General features: G+C 36.2%; 21 protein-coding genes and 1 riboswitch. Of the genes, 9 read left to right on the top strand and 12 right to left on the bottom strand.

The genetic code is table 11. The features are described from left to right. The first annotated feature begins 17 nt into the window (after positions 1–17). On the top strand, positions 18–1,148 hold the full coding sequence (gene nrdB / locus JP36_RS02245; protein ID WP_039139021.1) for a class Ia ribonucleoside-diphosphate reductase subunit beta: 1,131 nt from the start codon (positions 18–20) through the stop codon (positions 1,146–1,148). A 286-nt stretch (positions 1,149–1,434) separates the two neighbouring features. After that, positions 1,435–1,701 (top strand): DUF5339 family protein, encoded by a 267-nt coding sequence (locus JP36_RS02240; RefSeq protein ID WP_039171546.1) that lies wholly within the window; start codon positions 1,435–1,437, stop codon positions 1,699–1,701. A 273-nt stretch (positions 1,702–1,974) separates the two neighbouring features. Here JP36_RS02240 and JP36_RS02235 read toward each other — a convergent pair whose 3' ends face one another. From JP36_RS02235 to JP36_RS02215, 5 genes are all read right to left on the bottom strand, one after another. After that, on the bottom strand, positions 1,975–3,468 hold the full coding sequence (locus tag JP36_RS02235) for a surface lipoprotein assembly modifier (RefSeq protein WP_052119431.1): 1,494 nt from the start codon (positions 3,466–3,468) through the stop codon (positions 1,975–1,977). Positions 3,469–3,538: 70 nt separating this feature from the next. Beyond that, a complete protein-coding gene (locus tag JP36_RS02230; protein WP_039171543.1) occupies positions 3,539–4,915 on the bottom strand; it encodes a transferrin-binding protein-like solute binding protein in 1,377 nt (458 codons plus the stop codon). A gap of 14 nt (positions 4,916–4,929) precedes the next feature. Beyond that, entirely contained in the window at positions 4,930–6,438 is a 1,509-nt protein-coding gene (locus tag JP36_RS02225; protein WP_039171540.1) for a hypothetical protein, read from the bottom strand. 421 nt (positions 6,439–6,859) lie between these two features. Then, positions 6,860–8,998 (bottom strand): phosphate acetyltransferase, encoded by a 2,139-nt coding sequence (pta, locus tag JP36_RS02220; RefSeq protein WP_039171537.1) that lies wholly within the window; start codon positions 8,996–8,998, stop codon positions 6,860–6,862. 66 nt (positions 8,999–9,064) lie between these two features. Continuing rightward, complete coding sequence (locus JP36_RS02215) at positions 9,065–10,270, bottom strand: acetate kinase (protein WP_039171534.1); 1,206 nt, start codon at positions 10,268–10,270, stop codon at positions 9,065–9,067. Positions 10,271–10,460: 190 nt separating this feature from the next. On the opposite strand from JP36_RS02215, the gene yfbV reads away from it, so the two are divergent. Further along, on the top strand, positions 10,461–10,904 hold the full coding sequence (gene yfbV, locus JP36_RS02210) for a terminus macrodomain insulation protein YfbV (protein WP_039086772.1): 444 nt from the start codon (positions 10,461–10,463) through the stop codon (positions 10,902–10,904). Positions 10,905–10,928: 24 nt separating this feature from the next. On the opposite strand, the gene moaE is transcribed toward yfbV, so the two are convergent. The 5 genes from moaE to topA form a co-directional block, all read right to left on the bottom strand. After that, complete coding sequence (gene moaE, locus JP36_RS02205; RefSeq protein ID WP_039171531.1) at positions 10,929–11,384, bottom strand: molybdopterin synthase catalytic subunit MoaE; 456 nt, start codon at positions 11,382–11,384, stop codon at positions 10,929–10,931. Position 11,385: 1 nt separating this feature from the next. After that, positions 11,386–11,631 (bottom strand): molybdopterin synthase sulfur carrier subunit, encoded by a 246-nt coding sequence (gene moaD, locus JP36_RS02200; protein ID WP_039171528.1) that lies wholly within the window; start codon positions 11,629–11,631, stop codon positions 11,386–11,388. Beyond that, entirely contained in the window at positions 11,628–12,110 is a 483-nt protein-coding gene (gene moaC / locus JP36_RS02195; protein WP_039171525.1) for a cyclic pyranopterin monophosphate synthase MoaC, read from the bottom strand. The genes moaD and moaC overlap by 4 nt, the downstream gene beginning before the upstream one ends. Positions 12,111–12,132: 22 nt before the next feature. After that, positions 12,133–13,149, bottom strand: a complete 1,017-nt coding sequence (moaA, locus tag JP36_RS02190; RefSeq protein WP_039171521.1) for a GTP 3',8-cyclase MoaA — start codon at positions 13,147–13,149, stop codon at positions 12,133–12,135. Then, positions 13,137–13,267, bottom strand: a riboswitch (molybdenum cofactor riboswitch). (Overlaps the previous gene by 13 nt.) 62 nt (positions 13,268–13,329) lie before the next feature. Then, on the bottom strand, positions 13,330–15,936 hold the full coding sequence (gene topA, locus JP36_RS02185; protein WP_039171518.1) for a type I DNA topoisomerase: 2,607 nt from the start codon (positions 15,934–15,936) through the stop codon (positions 13,330–13,332). 261 nt (positions 15,937–16,197) lie between these two features. Between topA and folM the strand changes: the two genes are divergently transcribed. From folM to ftnA (JP36_RS02170), 3 genes are all read left to right on the top strand, one after another. Beyond that, positions 16,198–16,920 carry a dihydromonapterin reductase gene (gene folM, locus JP36_RS02180; RefSeq protein ID WP_039171515.1) on the top strand — a complete coding sequence of 241 codons (723 nt, stop codon included), beginning with the start codon at positions 16,198–16,200 and terminating at the stop codon, positions 16,918–16,920. A gap of 153 nt (positions 16,921–17,073) precedes the next feature. Next, positions 17,074–17,559, top strand: coding sequence for a non-heme ferritin (gene ftnA, locus JP36_RS02175; protein ID WP_039171512.1), 486 nt, complete (start codon positions 17,074–17,076; stop codon positions 17,557–17,559). A 15-nt stretch (positions 17,560–17,574) separates the two neighbouring features. After that, entirely contained in the window at positions 17,575–18,069 is a 495-nt protein-coding gene (ftnA, locus tag JP36_RS02170) for a non-heme ferritin (RefSeq protein ID WP_039171509.1), read from the top strand. Positions 18,070–18,127: 58 nt separating this feature from the next. Here the strand turns inward: ftnA (JP36_RS02170) and JP36_RS11600 are convergent, their stop codons facing one another. Then, positions 18,128–18,271: a hypothetical protein gene (locus tag JP36_RS11600; RefSeq protein ID WP_167332833.1), complete on the bottom strand. Its 144-nt coding sequence runs from the start codon at positions 18,269–18,271 to the stop codon at positions 18,128–18,130. Positions 18,272–18,411: 140 nt separating this feature from the next. On the opposite strand from JP36_RS11600, the gene JP36_RS02165 reads away from it, so the two are divergent. Together JP36_RS02165 and uspE are read left to right on the top strand one after the other, a co-directional pair. Continuing rightward, positions 18,412–19,182 (top strand): FNR family transcription factor, encoded by a 771-nt coding sequence (locus tag JP36_RS02165; protein WP_013747225.1) that lies wholly within the window; start codon positions 18,412–18,414, stop codon positions 19,180–19,182. 78 nt (positions 19,183–19,260) lie between these two features. After that, on the top strand, positions 19,261–20,202 hold the full coding sequence (gene uspE / locus JP36_RS02160; protein ID WP_039171503.1) for a universal stress protein UspE: 942 nt from the start codon (positions 19,261–19,263) through the stop codon (positions 20,200–20,202). Positions 20,203–20,351: 149 nt separating this feature from the next. On the opposite strand, the gene JP36_RS02155 is transcribed toward uspE, so the two are convergent. Then, complete coding sequence (locus JP36_RS02155; RefSeq protein WP_039171500.1) at positions 20,352–20,555, bottom strand: hypothetical protein; 204 nt, start codon at positions 20,553–20,555, stop codon at positions 20,352–20,354. 146 nt (positions 20,556–20,701) lie between these two features. On the opposite strand from JP36_RS02155, the gene JP36_RS02150 reads away from it, so the two are divergent. Beyond that, complete coding sequence (locus tag JP36_RS02150) at positions 20,702–21,148, top strand: nucleoside triphosphate pyrophosphohydrolase family protein (protein ID WP_039171497.1); 447 nt, start codon at positions 20,702–20,704, stop codon at positions 21,146–21,148. The last annotated feature ends 26 nt before the right edge of the window (positions 21,149–21,174 follow it).

The raw sequence follows: 21,174 nt of genomic DNA, 5'->3' as shown, positions 1-21,174 counted from the left end.
TAGTCGAGGAAAATAAAATGGCTTATACCACCTTCTCACAACATAAAAACGATCAACTTAAAGAGCCGATGTTTTTCGGACAAAACGTAAATGTGGCACGTTACGATCAACAAAAATATGAAACTTTTGAAAAACTTATTGAGAAACAACTCTCTTTCTTCTGGCGTCCGGAAGAGGTGGATGTATCTCAAGATCGTATTGACTACCAATCTTTACCGGAACACGAAAAACATATTTTTATCAGTAATTTAAAATATCAAACACTGCTCGACTCAATTCAAGGTCGAAGTCCAAATGTAGCTTTGTTGCCGTTGGTATCTATTCCCGAATTAGAAACTTGGATAGAAACTTGGACGTTCTCAGAAACCATTCATTCTCGTTCCTATACACATATTATCCGCAATATTGTGAATGATCCTTCGATTGTATTTGATGATATTGTTACGAATCAGGAAATCATTAAACGAGCAAGAGATATTTCAGCTTATTATGATGATCTAATTCGTGATTCACAGCTCTATTCCCTTTATGGCGAAGGCACTTACACCGTTGACGGTAAAGAATATCAAGTGACATTACGCAATTTAAAACGTCAGCTCTACCTTTGTTTAATGAGTGTCAATGCATTGGAAGCTATTCGTTTTTATGTTTCTTTTGCCTGTTCTTTTGCCTTTGCAGAACGTAAACTGATGGAAGGCAATGCAAAAATTATCAAATTTATAGCTCGTGATGAAGCTCTTCATCTCACTGGAACACAACATATTCTAAATATTATGGCTGCAGGTCAAGATGATCCAGAAATGGCAGAAATTGCAGAAGAATGTCAACAAGAAGCCTATGATCTTTTCGTTGCCGCTGCTGAACAAGAAAAAGATTGGGCAAATTATCTCTTTAAAGATGGTTCAATGATCGGATTAAATAAAGATATTTTGTGCCAATATGTAGAATATATTACTAATATTCGTATGCAGGCGGTTGGTTTGCCATTACCATTTACTACTCGTTCCAATCCAATTCCATGGATTAATGCGTGGTTGGTATCAGACAATGTACAGGTTGCACCACAAGAAGTGGAAGTTAGCTCCTATTTGGTGGGTCAAATTGACTCTAAAGTTGATGTTGATGATTTTGAAGATTTTAAACTTTAAACTAAAAAAGAGTTGATTGAACTAGGGCGTGAAAATTCACGCCTTTCATTTTTTGGCATATTTTTTTCTTATCAGATTACTTTAATTTTCTTCTTTTATCACAAATTTATAGGATTTCTACTAAATAATCTTCTTTTCTTGGTGTTTAATTTACACCTAGAAATTTAATTATTTTGTTTAAAAAAGTAAAATTATTATAGATACTTAAAAAAAGGTATGTTACGATAAAAAAGCCTGGTTTATAGGCAAACTTTTATTCATTTTTTATTCATAAGGAATCGTAACAATGAAAAAATTAATTTTATCATTATCTTTACTTGGTGTAGCAATGAGTGCGTCTGCAGCTGATTTAGCGCCTGCTTGCCAAAAATATTTTGAGGAGTATGAAGGTATGCTGAAAGCAATGCCACAAGCACAAGTTGACGCATATAAACAACAATATGAAGCTGCAAAACAACAATTTGCCGCTTTACCTAGCGCTGCTCAAGAACAGGCTTGTACTCAAGCGATCGACCAGTTAAAACAGGCAAAAGCTGCAATGGGCATTAAATAATTAAGATACATTTCTTAATTCGCCCCTCGCACATATTTGCCTTAGTGGGGGGGGGGTATTTTCGCTAACCTATTATCTATAACTCTTTGTTTTATTACCTCCTTTTCTAAGTTTCTTTAATTGCTTATTTTTCATCTAGCTATAAATCTATTTTTATCTCGCACCTAACCAAATTCAGGAAATAAAAATCAGCCAACGATTTACGTCAGCTGATATTTTGAAGAAAAAATAAAACCTATTTAATTTCGTATAAGTAAAGCAATACAATGACGATTAGAATGTTTTCTCAAAATTTAAAAAAATTCTATTTTTATCATAACTATACAGTGCTGGAATATTACTATCTACTCTCATCCAACTCAAATTAAGTTTTGGAGTAATTCCCCATAAATGCCATTCACGATTCCATATAGTAAAGACACTATTATATTCTTTATCTTTACGAACTTTATTAAAAAATAGGTTCTTTTCTTTAAAGTTACGATGTTCTATGCCAAATTGTAAACGGGTAGAAAGTCCCCATTTCCATTCTTGTCCCCACCCCAAACGAAATCCCATTCGATCGGAAGAAAACATTCGATTTTGAGCTTTTTCACGTTGATAATCTACTCCCCCATAAAAATAGGTTTTCGCATTAAATAAGTGAAGTAAGGTTGTAGAATAAAGTTGGCTATTACTATCCGCATCACTATTTTCTTTATATTTTGTTTTACTTAATTCAATGGCTGAACTGGTTTGCCATTTTGGTGATAACCAACGTTCATACTCAAAACGAGTACCATAATTACGGCTATATTTCTCACCACCGAACCAGCGATAAGCATAGAAAGGAAGAATAGCAAAACGATTCTTTATATCCTGATATTGATAACCCACTGTAGTACGGTTCAGAATATCGTCATATTCGTGGTTATCCCAAAAACTTTTCCCATATAAATTATTTTCTAAATAAAGAGAATGGCGACCAATTAAATTAAATTTTTTACTCAAATTGATACTATATTGCAAACCATGGGCTGATTGTGGCAAAGATTCTTCACTTTTTTGGAAAGGTACATTACCAATATAAACAACTTTATCTTTTGCTGCATTATTCACATTATCATCTTGTAAATAAGATAAAGAGCCACTAAACGACCACGCTGACTGTTGCTTAATTGCCATTAAATATTGCTCAGAAACAGCCATAATCTCTGGCGGAAGGTTTGAGCTTGCTCGTAATTTATTAAATTGATCTTCTGCTGCTTCTGTTTGATAATCCTCGAATAAGGCTTGTGCTAATGCGAAACGAACAGGTCCAAAGTTTGGATTATCTGCCAAAATATGGCGATATAAACTAATGGCTCCTGTTAAATTACCTTGTACACGATAAAGTGTCGCTTGAGCATAATCAATGAGAATAGGATCAGGATCACGAGTTTTCTTATAAATCTCTAAAAGATCAGGCAATAAATGCCAACGTTGTGTATCAATAACATAATTTAACAACTTACGTGCAAGTTCAGGGCGTTGTTGCAATTCTTCATCTGTAATTTCACGGCTGTCATCTTGTTTCGTAGCTGTCTCTTTTGGTTGCACTTTTGGCGTAGAACGTAAATCTGGTTGTGCCACATTAATATATTCTTTTGGCTCAGTCTTAACATCAATAGTGGTTGTCGGGGAAGTAACAGGAGCAGCTAAACTATTTGTTATAAAAATAAACGGAAATAACCCTACTACCATAGGAGAAAAGGCAAACTTTGCTGTTTTTTTTACTAAATTAGGCATAATAAATCGTTCTCAATCTAAAAAACAAAAAGCCCTGCTAAGCATAAGCCTAGCAGGGAATGTAAAAGGATTATTTTGACGAAGCACCAAAAACTTGATCACCATCAAATGTAGTAGAACTTTTAATAAACCCTACTACCTCTTCAGCTTTCGGGCCAACAAAGACACCCTCATAATAATCAGTTGAATTCCCAATATGACCTGAAAAACCTATATATCCTTGACTATTAATTTCTGATATTCTAGTTTCTTCTAAATCTAGATCGCGATTATCATCATAACCACTACGGTTCGTTACTACTCCAAACACCGTATTTTTCGCAAAATTAGCTTTTAATGTAATATCTCCTTGAGTTGGCTTAAATGTACGTTCTAAGCTATAGACATCTGTTGTATCTAATCTTTCTTCTTTATAACCTAACACCTTACCTTGGTAGGTTACAATAGCTTTATCTAATGGTCGATTCCATACACTATTATCCTGAGGAAGTTCTTTAAAAATATAGCCTACCACTGGTTTGTCGTCATTAGCAGGATTCAACATAAAATAAGTAGAATAAGTTTGGTTTACAAAACGAGCCTTACCCATTGTTTGAATTTGTTGAGAATTCACTGAGTATTGAGAAAAATCAATATTACCAAGGTTAAGATACCCCGTGATACCATCGACTGAGTGCTCAAGCTCAACATATTGTGATATTGACCCTTGTTCTATATTACCTCTCTCATCAAATTTAATACTACGCCATTTATATTGATCTCCCATATAATTCTCTTCAGTGTGTGCCTCAACAATAGGATTATCTGGGGTCAGTTGTTTAAGTTGAGATTTTTCTTTATCTAATGCTTGTTCTGCCGCTGTTACTTGTGCGGTTAATTGGCTTAACTGTGCCTGTTTTTGGGTAATTTGCGTAGATAACGATTTCTTTTTACTCTCTAACTCAGCAACAGTTTTCTTCAGGGAATCAGACTGCTTTTCGGCATTAGTTAATTGGTTTTGGGCTTCAGATAAAGAGCTGTTCGCTTTCTCTAATGCTTGTTGGGTTTGTGAAATCTTTTGCTGGATATCATCGCTGTCCCCTAATTTTTGTACCTCTACCAATTCCGCCATTTCTTGAGTTAAACGGCTCACTTCTGCCTCTCTAGCACTCACTGCACCCGAAAGCTGTTTAACATCACTTTGCGCTTTAGTTAATTGCTGTTTAGTTTGGGTTAATTGTTGCGAGGTTTGAGTTAATGATTGTTGATGTTGATTAACATCTGCTTGAACTACGGATAATTGCTGTTTTACTTTGGCTAATTTTGTTTTAGCATTATCTAACTGTTGCTGTAATTGTGCTTCTGAACTTGGTTTAGCAGGAGAATCATTGGAAGATGAACTACACGCCATTAATGCTGCACATGCTAAAGTAATTGTACTTAATTGGAAAAATGTTTTCTGTTTCATAATTTATTCCTTATCTATTTTGTTACCTGTGTACCACCAAATACTGAATTTGCTTCATTTGGCAAACCAGATATTTCACCTACGACTTCTTCCATATTTTTACCTGCAAAAATCCCTTCAAAATTAGCATATCTAAATGGCAAATTATTTGGATTATTCCCTACAGGAATGATAGCTCTCCCAGAGGTGCCTCTAAAAGTAATCCCGGCCCTATCTACAGAGATTTGACCATTTTTTAATAATAAATCTCGACCATCCTGTAGTGGATTTACGATTCTATTTGTAACTGTGCCATTCACTACATTTTTATCTAAATCTGCAGTTAATGTAATATCGCCGGATTTACCGCCAACATTCAGCATATATCCACGATAAGTAATCTGTGGTGTTTTAGCTTTTACAGATTCATAACGCTGTTGTGCTTGCAATCCAATATCAACGCCTTTTTTATAATCAGTACGAGCAAAATATAAGTTACCCCGATTCCCCTCATTTAATGATAAAACTGATGTTATTTCCGAATAATTCTTTAATATAGGTTGCCAAGCAACATAAGAAGAGTAATTTTGATTAACGAAAAAAGCTTTACCAACAGCTTTTCCTTTATTCTCAGGTTGTTCAGAACTAATCAGAACTTCATTAATTTTGCTAGGATTAGCTTTATATTGGGAAAGAGGTAGCGTAGGTGTATAAAAGTTAGATATTTTTGGATTTCCTAACTCATCAGTAATTACCTCAATATGTGTATCCATGTACATATTAGAAACCTTAGCAAAGTTTGATTTTGAGGATGGACTATATCTATCAAAGTAGATATCACGCCATCTTATTCCATCACTATCTAATTCATATTGTTTCACCCACTCTTGATTTTTAGTATATTCTGCAATCTTCGTTGTTACTGCTTTTCGCTCTGCTGCAATTTTAGTGAGTTTATCTTGTTGTTGTTTAACTTGAGAATTTAAACCACTTATTTTGGTTTCTAATGGTTTGATTTGTGCTTTGAGTTGCTCAACTTTCGTTGTCGATTGTGTAATTTGGGCAGTTAATTGACTTAATTGGTTTGTTTTACTACTCACATCAGCATTCACTTTTTTTAACTGAGTTTCTGCTGTATTTTTTTGTTTTACTAACTCCACTACTTTTGGATCAATTTTCTTTTGTAAATCCGCCAACTGAGCAGTTAAAGATTTAATTTGTTCTTCCAGCTGTGCTTTTTCTTTACTGCTAGCTTGTAAACTATTAGTTAAAGCATCACGCTCCTTTATTTTTGATTGTAAGTCCTGTTTGGCCTTGGTAATTTTACTTTGCAAATCTTTTATTTGATTATTTAATTCTACTGCTGTCTTCTCTTTCGCTGAAATCTCCTTATTTAATTGATTAATTTCAGCAATAAGTTGTTGCTTAGACAGGGTAGGAGAAGGTGATTTTTCCTGATTTTGTTCTGCAGCAAACACTGTATTCACTGCGATAACATTACTTATACATAATGCAAGTAAAGAAAATTTAATTGATTTTCTCATAATTTATCCTTAAAGGTTATAAATAAGACTCACACTATCAAATAGTGCACAAAAACATCACTATCTAAATATCAAACTCAATACAGCTAAATAGGTTGATAAGTTTTTCTCTAGCAATGGGTATGTTTATCAAAAAATCCAATATCAACTCATTATGAGTTATCATCAAATACACATTCATTTAATATGAAAACACTATATCTGATAATTTCATATTGAAATTTTTTGAGAAAACTTCCCTATTCTAAAAAAAAAAAAAAACGCAATCGATTGCGTATTATTTTACAATTTTTTACAAATTATTTATTAATCTAGATAAGATAGGTTTCAAAAATGAAAATTGAGAAAAATAGCCGTATAAAAAAATCAGCCAACGATTTACGCCAGCTGATTGTTCAATAATAAAGATAATAATGAATGATTAGTTTTGGGTTGCCTGAATTGCTGTTAATGCAATGGTGTAAACAATATCATCCACTAATGCACCGCGTGATAAATCATTAACCGGTTTACGCATACCTTGAAGCATCGGCCCGATAGAGATTAAATCTGCTGAACGTTGTACTGCTTTATAAGTGGTGTTACCTGTATTCAAATCAGGGAAGATAAAGACTGTCGCTTTACCGGCCACCGGTGAATTTGGTGCTTTAGAACGAGCTACATCTTCCATAATTGCCGCATCATATTGCAATGGACCATCAATAATAAGATCTGGACGTTTTTCTTTCGCTAAACGGGTAGCCTCTTTCACTTTATCAACATCTGCACCTTTACCAGAAGTACCAGTTGAATAAGAGATCATTGCAACACGAGGTTCAATACCAAATGCTTTTGCTGAATCAGCAGATTGAATTGCAATTTCAGATAATTCTTCTGCTGTTGGATTCGGGTTAATAGCACAATCCCCATAAACAAGTACTTGATCCGGCAATAACATAAAGAACACAGAAGAAACTAATGAACTACCCGGCGCAGTTTTAATTAACTGAAGTGGTGGACGGATAGTATTCGCAGTGGTATGTACCGCACCGGATACTAAACCATCAACTTCATTTGCTTCAAGCATCATAGTGCCAAGAACGACAGTATCTTCGAGTTGTTCACGTGCCAATACTTCTGTCATACCTTTGTTTTTACGCAACTCTACTAAACGAGCTACATAATTTTCACGCACATCAGCAGGATTGATGATGGTAATGCCTTTACCAAGCTGCACGCCTTGAGCTTCGGCAACACGTGCAACAGAGGTCGGATCTGCCAACAACACACATTCCGCAATGCCACGTTCCGCACAAAGTGCTGCAGCTTTAACAGTTCGAGGTTCATCCCCTTCAGGCAATACAATACGTTTTTTCGCATTACGCGCCAATTCAGTTAATTGGAAACGGAATGCTGGTGGCGATAAACGATGAACTTTAGAAGTTGTTTCCACTAAAGATTCAATCAACTCTTTATTGAACTGTTGTGCCATATAATCTTTGATTGCTTCAATACGCTCTTTATCATCAATCGGCACTTCAAGATTAAAACTCTGCAAACTTAATGCAGTTTGCCAAGTTGTTCCTTCAACACGGAAAATTGGTAATCCGGTTTCAAAAGCACGTTCACATAATTTAGCCACATTATTATCTAAACGGTATCCACCAGTAAGTAACATTGCCCCTATTTCAACGCCATTCATTGCCGCTAAAGCAATCGCTACAACTACATCAGGGCGATCAGCAGAAGTTACCATTAAATTTCCAGCTTTAAGATGTTCAATCACGTGAGGTAAACTTCTGGCACAGAAGGTAATACCACGAATACGACGTTTATTAATTTCTCCCTCTTTTAAGATGGATGCACCTAAATGGCGAGCGATGTCGATTGCACGGCTTGCAACCAATTCTGGATTCCACTGAACACAGGCAAGCACACGAATCGGACTTTTTTCAAAAAGTTTATATACAGTGTGTACATTAAGATCATTATGTTGGAAAGAATCAAAAATCTCTGCCAAATCCAAACGAGTACGTCCACTTTCGTCTGTCGGTGCATTGAATTTGTTAATCACCACGCCCAATAGATTCGGGTTATTTTTACCACCGAAAAGAGAGGCTGCCGCTTCAACACGTTCTTTCAATTCCACCGGAGTATCGGTTGCCGGCGCAGTAACTAAAATAATTTCCGCATCCAAAGCTTGTGCAATACGATAATTAATACTGTTGGCATAAGAGTTTTTGCGAGTTGGAATTAACCCTTCGACTACTACAATTTCATTGTTTCTTGCCAAAATTTGATGACGTTCAACAATTTTTTCCAACAATACATCGGTTTGATTCTGTCCGATCATATTTTCCGCTTCACTTAATAAAAATGTTTTTGCGGTATCAATTGTCGGGCTTTGATAAAGAATAGACGTGGTTCTATCTAAAGTATCTTCACCACTGATAGGCTGAGAGATCGGTTTCATAAAACCGATTTTTGCACCTTTTTGTTCAAGGGCTTGGATTAAACCTAAACTGACACTGGTCAAGCCAACGCCGGTACTGATTGGAATCAGGATAATAGTTCTTGACATAATAACCTTCTTACTCAGGAATAAAAAACAAACTGCCGATAATTTATCGGCAGTTCAGAAAAACAATTATTTAACGCAAAGACGTGCTGTATCTTGTGCAATCACTAATTCTTCGTTTGTTGGGATCACGATAGCAACAGGTGAATCTTCAGTAGTAATCACACCTTCGTTACCAAAACGCGCAGCAAGATTACGTTCTTTATCAACTTTATAACCAAAAGTTTTTAAATGCGCTAAAGTTAATTCACGAACGTGTGCGGAATTTTCGCCGATACCGCCGGTAAATACGATTGCATCAATCGGTTCACCAACAGCAACCATATAGCTACCAATATATTTTGCTAAACGATAGCAGAAAACGTCTAAAGCACGTTTTGCTGCTTCTTCTTTATCATAATTATCTTCCGCATAACGGCAATCACTGGTTACTTCGGTTAAGCCTAATAACCCAGATTTTTTGGTTAGAGTAAGTTCAATTTCATCCATACTCATTCCCAATGTTTTTGACATAAAGAAAGTTACCGCCGGATCAACATCACCGCAACGTGTTCCCATTACTAAACCTTCTAATGGAGTTAAGCCCATTGAAGTATCAACGCATTTACCGTGACGAATTGCAGAGACTGATGCACCATTACCTAAATGGCAAGTAATCACATTAATTTTATCTTCGGCAATATTAAGACGTTTTGCTGCTTCTTTAGTTACATAATAGTGGCTAGTACCGTGTGCACCATAACGGCGAACTCCGTGTTCTTTATACATTGAATATGGCAATGCGTATAAGAATGCTTCTTCAGGGATAGTTTGGTGGAAAGCAGTATCAAACACGACAACATTTTTATCTTTCAATTCAGGGAACATTTTGAAAGACTCTTCAATTCCGATTAAGTGCGCAGGATTGTGTAACGGTGCAAATTGAATTGCATCACGAATACCTTCAATAACACCCTCATCAACGATAGTTGATGCTGTAAAACGTTCACCACCGTGTACGATACGATGTCCGATTGCAGCGATATTTTCTTTTAAAGACGGATCTAATGGGAAAATATGTTTCACGATAAAATCAAGTGCTTCACTATGTGCGGCACCTGCACCCAATTCAGCATTCCCCTTTTCACCGTGCAATTTCCATTTAATACGTGCATCAGGCAAATGGAATGCTTCGGCAAGACCGGATAACTTCTCTTCTCCGCTTTCAGGATTTAAAATAGCGAATTTTAATGATGAACTTCCACAGTTAAGAATAAGAATAAGATTTTGCGTCATTGAAATAACCTATCTTGTTGAATTAAGAGTAATCTGTTTGAATAAACAGGATGATAAATTTTGTGGCGATAGGATACACTGTTATGCGTAAAAAATAAATTTCAAAGCGAATAAAATCAAAATTTTTTTAATTTTTAAAAAAAAGTGTAACCTATTTGGGTCAGATTGGTTAAAAAAATAGGATTAATTTATGTTCAAGATGCTAAAACAAGGTGTTAATTATGCTGCAATGTGGCAAGAAATCAATCATATCAAAAAGCTGCAAATGATCTTTCCGGAACCTAGAATTATTAAAGCGACAAAATTTTCTCAACAATTATTAATGCCCTTGTTATTGTTAACCCTTGCCTGGCAATATTTTGTCATCGGTTATCATATTGCTTCGTTCGCTAGTACCATTTTGACGATTATTTTTATCATCTCGTTGCCTTTACAAGGTTTTTATTGGTTAGGAAAACGTTCGTTAACGCCATTAAACGAAGGCACTTTGGCGTGGTACTTTAAGATCTATCAAAAATTGAGTTTACAGAAAGCCTTACCGGCAATGGAAACACAACCCACATTTAATGACTTGGTTCGTTTATTGCAACTTGCCGATAAAACGTTAGATCAGGATTTTTGGGAGGAAATTTAATCAAAAAAGAAAGGGAATAACGACTTATTCCCATCTATGCGCTGCTTGTTGGTCAGATTCTCTGCTATCCAGCCAACGATCACCGTTTTTTGTCGTCTCTTTTTTCCAAAACGGTGCTTTGGTTTTTAAAAAATCCATAATAAATTCATTGGCTTGATAAGCACTGCCACGATGGGCGGAGCTGACAGCCACCGCTACGATTTCATCACCGGTATATAATTGTCCGACCCGATGTACGATATAAATACGCTGTAATTGCCAGCGTTGTGCTGCCTGTTCAGCAATTTCTCGGAGTGCCTTTTCCGTCATTGCCGGATAATGCTCAAGATATAAACCGGAAACATTGTCACCTAAATTCATATCCCGCACTTTACCGACAAAAATGACTGTCGCCCCACTCTCTGCAGACGCAGAAGACCATTGATAAATAGCATTTTGATCAAATGGCTCAGTCTGCACGCTAATTTCAATTTCCGCCATTTTAACCTCCAGTAACTGGTGGGAAAAAAGCAACTTCATCCCCCTCTTGTAATGGCGTAGATAATGGCACAATAGATTGATTAACGGCTACTAAAATTCGTCCAGAATTTAATGCTAATGCCCAATGTTCACCTTTCTCTGATAATGCTTTTCGTAACGCTTCCGCATTTACATATTTTGTCTCAACTTCAATTTCAGACTCGCCGATTAATTCCCTTGTTTGCGCAAAAAAGAAAACTTTAATCATTCCGCCTCCGCTTTAAAGTGACCTGACTTACCGCCTAGTTTCTCTAATAAACGAATACCTTCGATTTTCATATCTTTCTGTACTGCCTTACACATATCATAAATGGTCAAAGCTGCTACTGACACAGCTGTCAACGCCTCCATTTCCACGCCGGTTTTTGCGGTCAACTTGCAATAACTTTCGATACGAACACGATTATGTTCCGGCTCTGCAAAAAGTGAAACCTCCACTTTACTCAATAATAACGGATGACATAGTGGGATTAATTCCCACGTCCGTTTCGCTGCTTGAATACCGGCAATTCTCGCAGTTGCGAAAACATCACCTTTATGATGTTTGCCTTTTATGATCATCGCTAATGTTTCCTCCGCCATTAAAACGTACCCCACTGCTCGCGCTTCACGTACGGTGTCCGCCTTGGCAGAAACATCCACCATATTCGCTTCACCGGATTGATTAATATGCGTAAATTGACTCATATTGTTCCCATTAAATTCAAAATTAACCGCCGATCGAGGCAAGATGCTGTCTGACGCCGCTATCACCCTGATGTAAAAAGTGATGTTCTCGTTTGCCTTGCAAGGCAGCCATCAAACGTTGTTGCAATTCAGTCTGTTGCTCATCCTTTTGTAACCAAGGACGAATATCAATGCCCTCTTCGCCAAACAGACAAAGATGCAGTTTCCCTTTTGCAGAAACCCTTAAACGATTACAGCTGGCACAAAAATCTTTTTCATATGGCATTATTAATCCGATTTCACCAACATAGTCCGGATGTTTGAACACTTGTGCCGGGCCATCAGTATAATGTTTTTGCTGTAATTGCCAGCCCGAAGCCAATAAACGCTGCTTTAACACCGCACCGGATAAATGATGTTGGTGAAAAAAAGCATCCATTTCGCCGGTTTGCATTAATTCGATAAAACGCATTTGAATCGGTTGATGTTTAATCCAAGCCAAAAATGAATTAAAACCGTGATCATTTAAATTTTTCATCAACACTGCATTTACTTTGATTTTTTCATAACCGACTGCAAACGCACGTTCGATACCTTTGAGAATATCGTGCAATTTATTCTCTCCGGTAATCAGATGAAATAGACGTGGATCTAAGCTGTCCACACTGACATTAATTGAATCAATGCCGGCTTGCTTCCAACTCGCTACCTCTTTTGCCATACGGTAACCGTTAGTGGTTAAAGCAATTTTCTTGATTGATTGTTGACGGCGAATCGCCTCCACCACCGCAAGAAAGTCTTTTCTTAATGTCGGCTCTCCACCGGTAATCCGCACTTTTTCCGTGCCTAATTCGGCAAAAGCACTCACAAGACGCGCTATTTCATCAACACTCAGGAACATCTGTTTGTTGCTTGGCGGCTGATAGCCATTCGGCAAACAGTAATTACATTTGAAATTACAGACATCTGTAATGGAAAGACGAAGATAAAAATATTGACGGTTGAATGCGTCAATCAATCGATCTTCGGATGATGTAAACATTTTGATAAGTTGTTGCATAGACACCTTTCTAAATACGAGAGGATAGATCGTTTCCCATCTATCCTTGAACACATTGTGTTGGCATAGCCACCATATCTTACGACTTAGGTAAACTAGCTCGGAGTATGCTAAAAAATTGTTTTTATTTTATTACACTGTTCGGCAGTTACAATAACCTGTTGCCGTTATTTCACGCAACTATTTTGCTCTCACCACCCATTTGCCGTCAATATAGTCAGCAATCCATTTGGTTGCCTTACCCTCTTTCTCAGAGTTAACATATTGACGCTTCTCTTTACGACTAAAACGTATAACCGTCGGATTCCCCTCCGGATCTTGCTGAGGTGCGTCTGCTAAATATTGCAGTTTTTCTGGTAAACGATCTCGATATTGTGCTAATTCCGATACTTTTGCCGGACGAGTTTCTCGAGATTTAGGGAAATTATGTGCTGACATAAAGACACCACTGGCACCGTCACGCAAGACAAAATAGGCATCCGATTTTTCACATTTTAATTCAGGGAACGGTATTGGATCCTCTTTTGGCGGTGCAACTTCACCGTTTTTTAAGATCTTACGAGTATTATCACATTGCGTACACGCCATATATTTACCGAAACGACCTAGTTTTAAATGCATATCCGCACCGCATTTATCACATTCAACGACCGGCCCATCATATCCTTTAATTTTGAACTGCCCTTCTTCAACCACATAGCCATCACAATTCGGATTATTACCGCAAATATGTAATTTACGGTGTGCATCAATTAAATAACTGTCCATTGCCGTACCGCATTTCGGGCAACGTTTACGCTCCATTAACGCTTTGGTTTCTGAATTGTCATCAAGTACATTTAACAATTCCGACTCTGGAATCAAATTTATTGTGGTTTTACAACGCTCTTTTGGCGACAAAGCATAGCCGGTACAACCTAAAAATACGCCGGTACTGGCAGTACGAATCGCCATTGGACGACCGCAACTTGGGCAAGGAATGTTGGTTTCAACCAAATGATTAGGTTTCATTCCCCCTTCCAATTCGTCCAATTCTGCCTGTGAAAGTTTAGTCGAGAAATCAGCAAAGAATTGATTTAACTGTTGTTTCCAATCTGTTTTTCCTGCTGCAATTTGATCCAATACGTCTTCCATATTGGCAGTGAAATCATAATTCATTAAATCAGGGAAAGATTCATTAAGGCGATCGGTAACAATTTCTCCCATTTTTTCTGCATAAAAACGGCGATTTTCTGTGCGAACATAACCACGATCCTGAATAGTCGAAATAATAGAGGCATAAGTTGATGGACGACCTATCCCCCGTTTTTCTAGCTCTTTGACTAATGCTGCTTCAGTATAACGTGCTGGCGGTTTAGTGAAATGCTGGCTTGGTATTACTTGCAAGAGTGTTAACTCTTCACCTTTTTTCACCTCTGGCAAAACACGATCTTCCGCATTTTTACCAATTGGCGGCAATACTTTTGTCCAACCATCAAAACGCAATACTCGCCCTTTAACTTTCAAGGTGTAATCATCTGCTGTCGCCGTTACTGTTGTAGAATCATAATTCGCCGCCGTCATTTGGCACGCCAAAAATTGACGCCAAATTAAATCATAAAGACGAATTGCATCTTTTTCCATTCCTTGTAAATCATCCGCTTTTAGCTGAATATCGGAAGGACGAATTGCTTCGTGTGCCTCTTGTGCATTTTCTTTACTAGAATAATAATTCGGCTTTTCTGGTAAATACGCAGTACTGAAATTATCGGAAATATATTCTCTAGCCATCATCAACGCATCCTGACTCAAATTAGTCGAATCGGTACGCATATATGTAATATAACCGGCTTCGTATAAACGTTGTGCCAACAGCATTGTTTTCTTCACCCCAAATCCTAAACGAGTACTAGCAGTTTGTTGCAATGTTGAGGTAATGAATGGGGCTTTAGCACGTGATTGAGTCGGTTTTGTTTCAACTTCAGTGACAATGTAACGTGATTTTTTTAAAATTTCAGTTGCTTGATCTGCGCCCTGTTTATCTTTTATTTGTAATGGTTTGGATTGATAATGCGTTACTTCAAAGGGCAATAGTTGTTGTTCAGAATTTTTCGTTTCTACTGCAATTTGCCAATACTCTTCCGGTTGAAAAGCTTTAATTTCTCGTTCACGTTCTACCAACAATTTTACTGCTACAGATTGAACTCGACCGGCAGACAAACCTCGAGCCACTTTTTTCCATAACAATGGGGACACCATAAAACCAACCACACGATCTAGAAAACGGCGAGTTTGCTGTGCATTTACACGATCCATATTAAGTTGCTCTGGATGACTAAACGCTTGTGTAATCGCATTCTTTGTAATTTCATTGAAAACAACACGACTAAAACGATCATCTTCACCACCAATCACTTCACGCAAATGCCACGCAATCGCTTCTCCTTCTCTATCCAAATCGGTCGCGAGATAAATATGATCAGATTTTTTCGCTAAAGATTTTAATTCACTGACAACCTTTTCTTTATCTGGAAGAATTTGATAATTTGCTTTCCAATTATGATAAGGATCAATGCCCATACGTTTCACTAACGCATCTCGCTCTCTCTTTTGCTTAATTTTAGCTTTTTCGTCTGAACTTAACCCTTTTGTAGATACTGCTTTTGTTTTCTCACCATTGCCACTACCGGAAGTCGGCAAATCACGAATATGTCCAACACTTGATTTAACAATATAACTGTTGCCTAAATATTTATTAATGGTTTTAGCCTTGGCCGGTGATTCCACAATAACTAACGACTTACCCATAATTAAACCTGATAAATTCCTCTTATAAAAAACAGACAACTTCTCGTCGCATCAACAGACATTGTTGTCATTTGCTGTGCTGCTGTTATAACCAGTTGATGTGGCGTAGAAGAAAAATTTAGTTGGCAACAATAACAGCAAAATTTAAAGATAACAAGACAAAGCAAACCAAAATCAATAAACTTCATCTCATTTCAGCAAAAAAAGAAATTTTCTGATACGATAAACGACACTTAAAAAAGTGAAATAAGAGAATAATTTATGAAGGATGCCATTATCATTACCGGTGCCGGCCGGCGTGTAGGATATGTTTTAGCACAGCACTTCGCCCAAAAGGGGGAAAATGTTGTGATCTCTTATCGACATACTTATCATCAACTTACTCAATTGCCAAAAAATGTATTACAACTGCAATCCGATTTTTCTGATCTGAATAATATTGAACATTTCGTATCACAAATAAAAACACATTGTGAATCAGTTAAAGCTGTTATTCATAATGCTTCTGCTTGGCAGGCGGAACACACTGCAGATATTCTACAGGATAGTCAATTATTTCAATCTTTAATGCGTATTCACGCCGAATTGCCTTATCTTCTAAATCGCCAACTTTTTTCTTTATTACATATATCAGCACAACAACGTCAAGCAACATCAGATATCATCCATATCACTGATTTCGTCGCTTACAAAGGAAGCCAAAAACATCTTGCTTATGCCGCCAGCAAAGCCGCATTAGAAAATTTGACTCTCTCCTTTGCAGCACAATATGCACCGCTAGTAAAAGTGAACAGCATTGCCCCTTCTTTAATTATGTTTAATGAAAATGACAGTGCAGAATATCAACAAAAAGTATTGCAAAAATCGGTGATGCAAAAAATAGGTGGTTATGAAGAAATGATTAAAGCAGTCGAATATCTCTTTTCAAGCCAATATATTACCGGTGAAACCATCAAAATAACTGGAGGCAGACACTTAAAATAACGTTAATAAATAAGAATAAATCTTAATTAAAATAAGTTATTATTTAATAAATAAGAATTATTCTTGTTGTTTATCTAAAATAATAAAAAATATTTTATTTTTATTAAATAAATCGCTAAACTATAGCGGAATTATTTATCAGAGGAATTAAGTATGTTAAAACCAGCAATGATTGAAAAACTTAATCAACAAATTAATTTGGAATTTTACTCTTCCAATCTTTATTTACAGATGAGTGCGTGGTGCAATGAACACGGTTATGAAGGTGCTGCTGCATTTTTATTACGTCACGCTGACGAAGAATTAGAACATATGCAAAAATTATTTGCTTATGTCAGCGAAACCGGTGCATTGCCGATTTTAGGTGAAATTGCCGCCCCGCAACACGAATTTACATCATTAAAACAGCTATTCACATTAGTTCTTGAGCACGAACAGTTAATTACACAAAAAATTAATCAGCTTGTTGACGAAAGCTTTGTTGAAAAGGATTATTCTACTTTTAATTTTCTACAGTGGTATGTTGCTGAACAGCATGAAGAAGAAACACTATTTAAACGGATTCTTACTAAGTTTGATCTGGCCGGAGAAGATCAACGAGGACTTTATTTTGTCGATAAAGAGTTAGCATCATTATAATCAGGAGAATTTAATATGTTATCGCAAAAAATTGTTAATATGCTTAATGCGCAAATGAATTTAGAGTTTTATTCATCTAATCTTTATCTACAAATGAGTGCGTGGTGTACTTACCACGGTTTTGATGGTGCAGCAAAATTTTTACATACTCACGCCGATGAAGAATTACAACATATGCGTAAACTATTCACCTACCTCAATGAAACCGGCTCTAGCACTCGTATCGAAACAATTGCAGCAGTACAAAATGAATTTGCTTCATTACAAGAAGTCTTTGAGTTGGCATATCAACACGAAAAGCATATTACTGCCAAAATTAATGAGCTGGTTTCTGCAGCTTTTGAAGAAAAAGATTACTCTTCTTTTAATTTCTTGCAATGGTATGTTTCTGAACAACATCAAGAAGAAACTTTATTTAACGGTATTTTAGATAAACTTAACTTATTAGGTACAGATAATAAAGGTTTATACCATTTTGATAAATATTTAGCGAATTCTGTTGTCGCGTAATTATAAATATAAAAAATAGCAGTTTAATTTCTAAATAACTGCTATTTTTTTATTTTCTTTATCGAGAATTTTCTTCAATTGTTTCCGTATTCGCTGATTGTGGTTGATAATGACAACTGCGATATAAAAAGGCACTGACTAAAATAACCAACATCACTAAAATTTGGATTAATCTCTTTTTTGTCAATTTTTCTACAGACATAAAATATTTACCTCAAAAGATGTATTTTATACTTCTTAAGAATTTTGTTTTATGATACCATTTATTGCGTTAGATCAAAATTTTTTCAGATAGCAAAATCGTAGATTTCACTATCGTTGTCAGTTATGGGGTATCCGTAGATGAAAGGATTAATCGATAATCGCGTTGGACGCAGAATTCAATCCGGTGGTTGTGCTATCCATTGCCAGGATTGTAGTATTAGCCAGTTGTGTATTCCGTTTACGCTTAATGAACACGAACTGGATCAACTAGATAACATCATAGAACGTAAAAAACCTATCCAAAAATCACAAATTCTCTTCAAAGCAGGTGATGAATTAAAATCGCTCTATGCTATCCGGTCAGGTACCATTAAAACTTATACCATCAGTGAAAACGGTGAAGAACAAATTACATCATTCCACTTACCGGGTGATTTAGTCGGATTTGATGCTATTCACAGTATGCATCATCCTAGTTTTGCTCAAGCACTTGAAACATCAATGGTATGTGAAATTCCATTTGATGTGCTAGATGACTTGGCAGGTAAAATGCCGAAATTGCGTCAACAAATTATTCGTCTAATGAGTAATGAAATTTTAAGTGATCAGGAAATGATTTTATTACTCTCAAAGATGAATGCTGAAGAGAAACTGGCTGCATTTATTTATAATCTTTCCAAACGTTACTCAGCTCGAGGTTTCTCCGCAAGAGAATTCCGCTTAACAATGACACGTGGTGATATCGGCAATTATCTCGGTTTAACCGTTGAAACCATCAGTCGCTTACTAGGACGTTTCCAAAAAAGCGGTATGTTGGCAGTACAAGGTAAATACATAACTATCAATGATATGCCAGCGTTAGTTGAATTAGCTGGTTCTACTAAAGTTAAATTGAGATTAGCAATTTAATGATTTAATCCCAAGTAATAGCTTGCTTTCAATAACGACCTCCTTATAATAAAACAAACTACATAATAAGGAGGTTTTATGTACTTCAACAATATTCTTGTGGTCATTGATCCTGAAAGTGAAAAGCAAGCTGCTCTTGAGCGTGCTTTACATTTGCTAAAACAGCAAAACAGTTCTCAGCCTGTTAATCTCACTGCGTTTTTTGCCATTTATAATTTATCCTATGCCGTTAGTGTTACACTCTCCTCCAGCGAACGTGAAGAAATGATCGCTGCCGTTATTGCAGAGAAAAAAGAGTGGTTACAGGGTATTTTGGCTCAATATGATTTATCTAACATCCAGCTAAAAATTGAAGTAGTTTGGGAAAGCAATGAAGCCGATGCAATTGAAAAAGAGATTGTGAAACATCATCACGATTTAGTAGTTAAATTTACTCACCAAGAAGATGATCTCTCTTCCTTAATTTTTACACCTACTGATTGGCAATTATTACGTAAATCTTCTTGTCCGATTTTGATGGTTAAAGACGGTGACTGGCAACATCAGCGGCGCATTTTAGTTGCTGTGAATGTTTCTGACGATGAACCTTATCACGATGATTTTAATAAACAATTAGTGGGTTTGAGTATGAGTTTGGCGCAAAGTTTAGATCGTGGGAATATTCATCTTGTCAGTGCTTATCCAAGTGCTCCGGTCGGTATTACTTTAGACTTACCGGAATTCAGTGTACCAGATTATGGTAACAGCATTCGCGGTCAGCACTTAATCAATATGAAAGCTTTACGCCAACATTTTGGTATTGCTGAAGATCATACCCACGTTTATGAAGGCTTACCGGAAGAGGTTATTCCTAAAGTTGCACAAGATATTGGAGCTGAATTAGTTGTATTAGGAACTATTGGCCGTACAGGACTCTCTGCTGTATTATTAGGTAATACAGCCGAACACGTTATTAGTCAGTTAAACTGCAATTTATTGGCGATTAAGCCATCTAAAAATTTAATTACTGATGATGAATAAATACTTTCCATAAAACGCTATACTCAGATTAAAAGGAAATAGGCATTTAAACTAAAAAGTGTTGGCAAATTCCAACACTTTTTACTGTAAGTATTTCTCATTATCTCTGACAATTTATAGTCCTATCTCATTATCAGTAAGGTATATTTTTACCTCCCTTCAAACCAAACTTTTTCCGCTTTGATATCAATTACCTCTTTTTCAGAAGCTTTTATAAAAGATTTGGATAAAAACCATATTGCTGAAGACACAGCAATTCCTAATAAACTGACGATAAAAAATAGCACAATAATGGTAATATCTATCACGCCCAATACTGTATTTTGTAATGCTGCGAATAAGTTCTGCATCATAATATTCTCCTTGTAAAGTATAAGATGGATTTCTGCAATTCCTATAGTTTAGAGATACCAAATTAGATAAAAATTAGTTGCAACAACAGAATAAAATAGATAAGTTTTATCGTTTTATTATTCCTTATAAGTGAAAGGAGAAGGATATGAACCATCAAAATGAAATTAAACGTACACTAGATTGGTTTAAAGAAGCAAAACCTAAACCGAATCAACGAGATTTATCCATACAAATTGGTTGCCATTTTGAGGAAATAGTAGAAATGTTGGATGCGTTAGGGCATACAGAAATAGCTCATCGTCTTGAAACAATAGCTGACGGCTATAAGCAGAATCAACAAACTGAAAGATTACAGCAATTAACGCATCAACAAAAAATAGAAGTATTGGATTCACTGGCAGATCAAGTTGTTACTGCGATTGGCGTTGCTTATATGGCAGGATTTGATTTTAATGCGGCTTTTGTTGAAGTAAATGATTCGAACTGGTCAAAATTTGAAAACGGTAAAGTTATTTTTGATGAAAATGGGAAAATCCAAAAAGGGCAAAATTATTTTAAGCCAAATTTGCAAAAATTTGTTCCTGAAGACTAACCCATTATCACTTTATTAACCGCAAA

This window comes from Gallibacterium genomosp. 1, from assembly GCF_000771875.1.
In the GTDB taxonomy this organism is placed as follows: Bacteria; Pseudomonadota; Gammaproteobacteria; order Enterobacterales; family Pasteurellaceae; genus Gallibacterium.
Note: the sequence above shows the minus strand (reverse complement) of the source record. Positions and strands in the feature narration are given on the sequence as shown.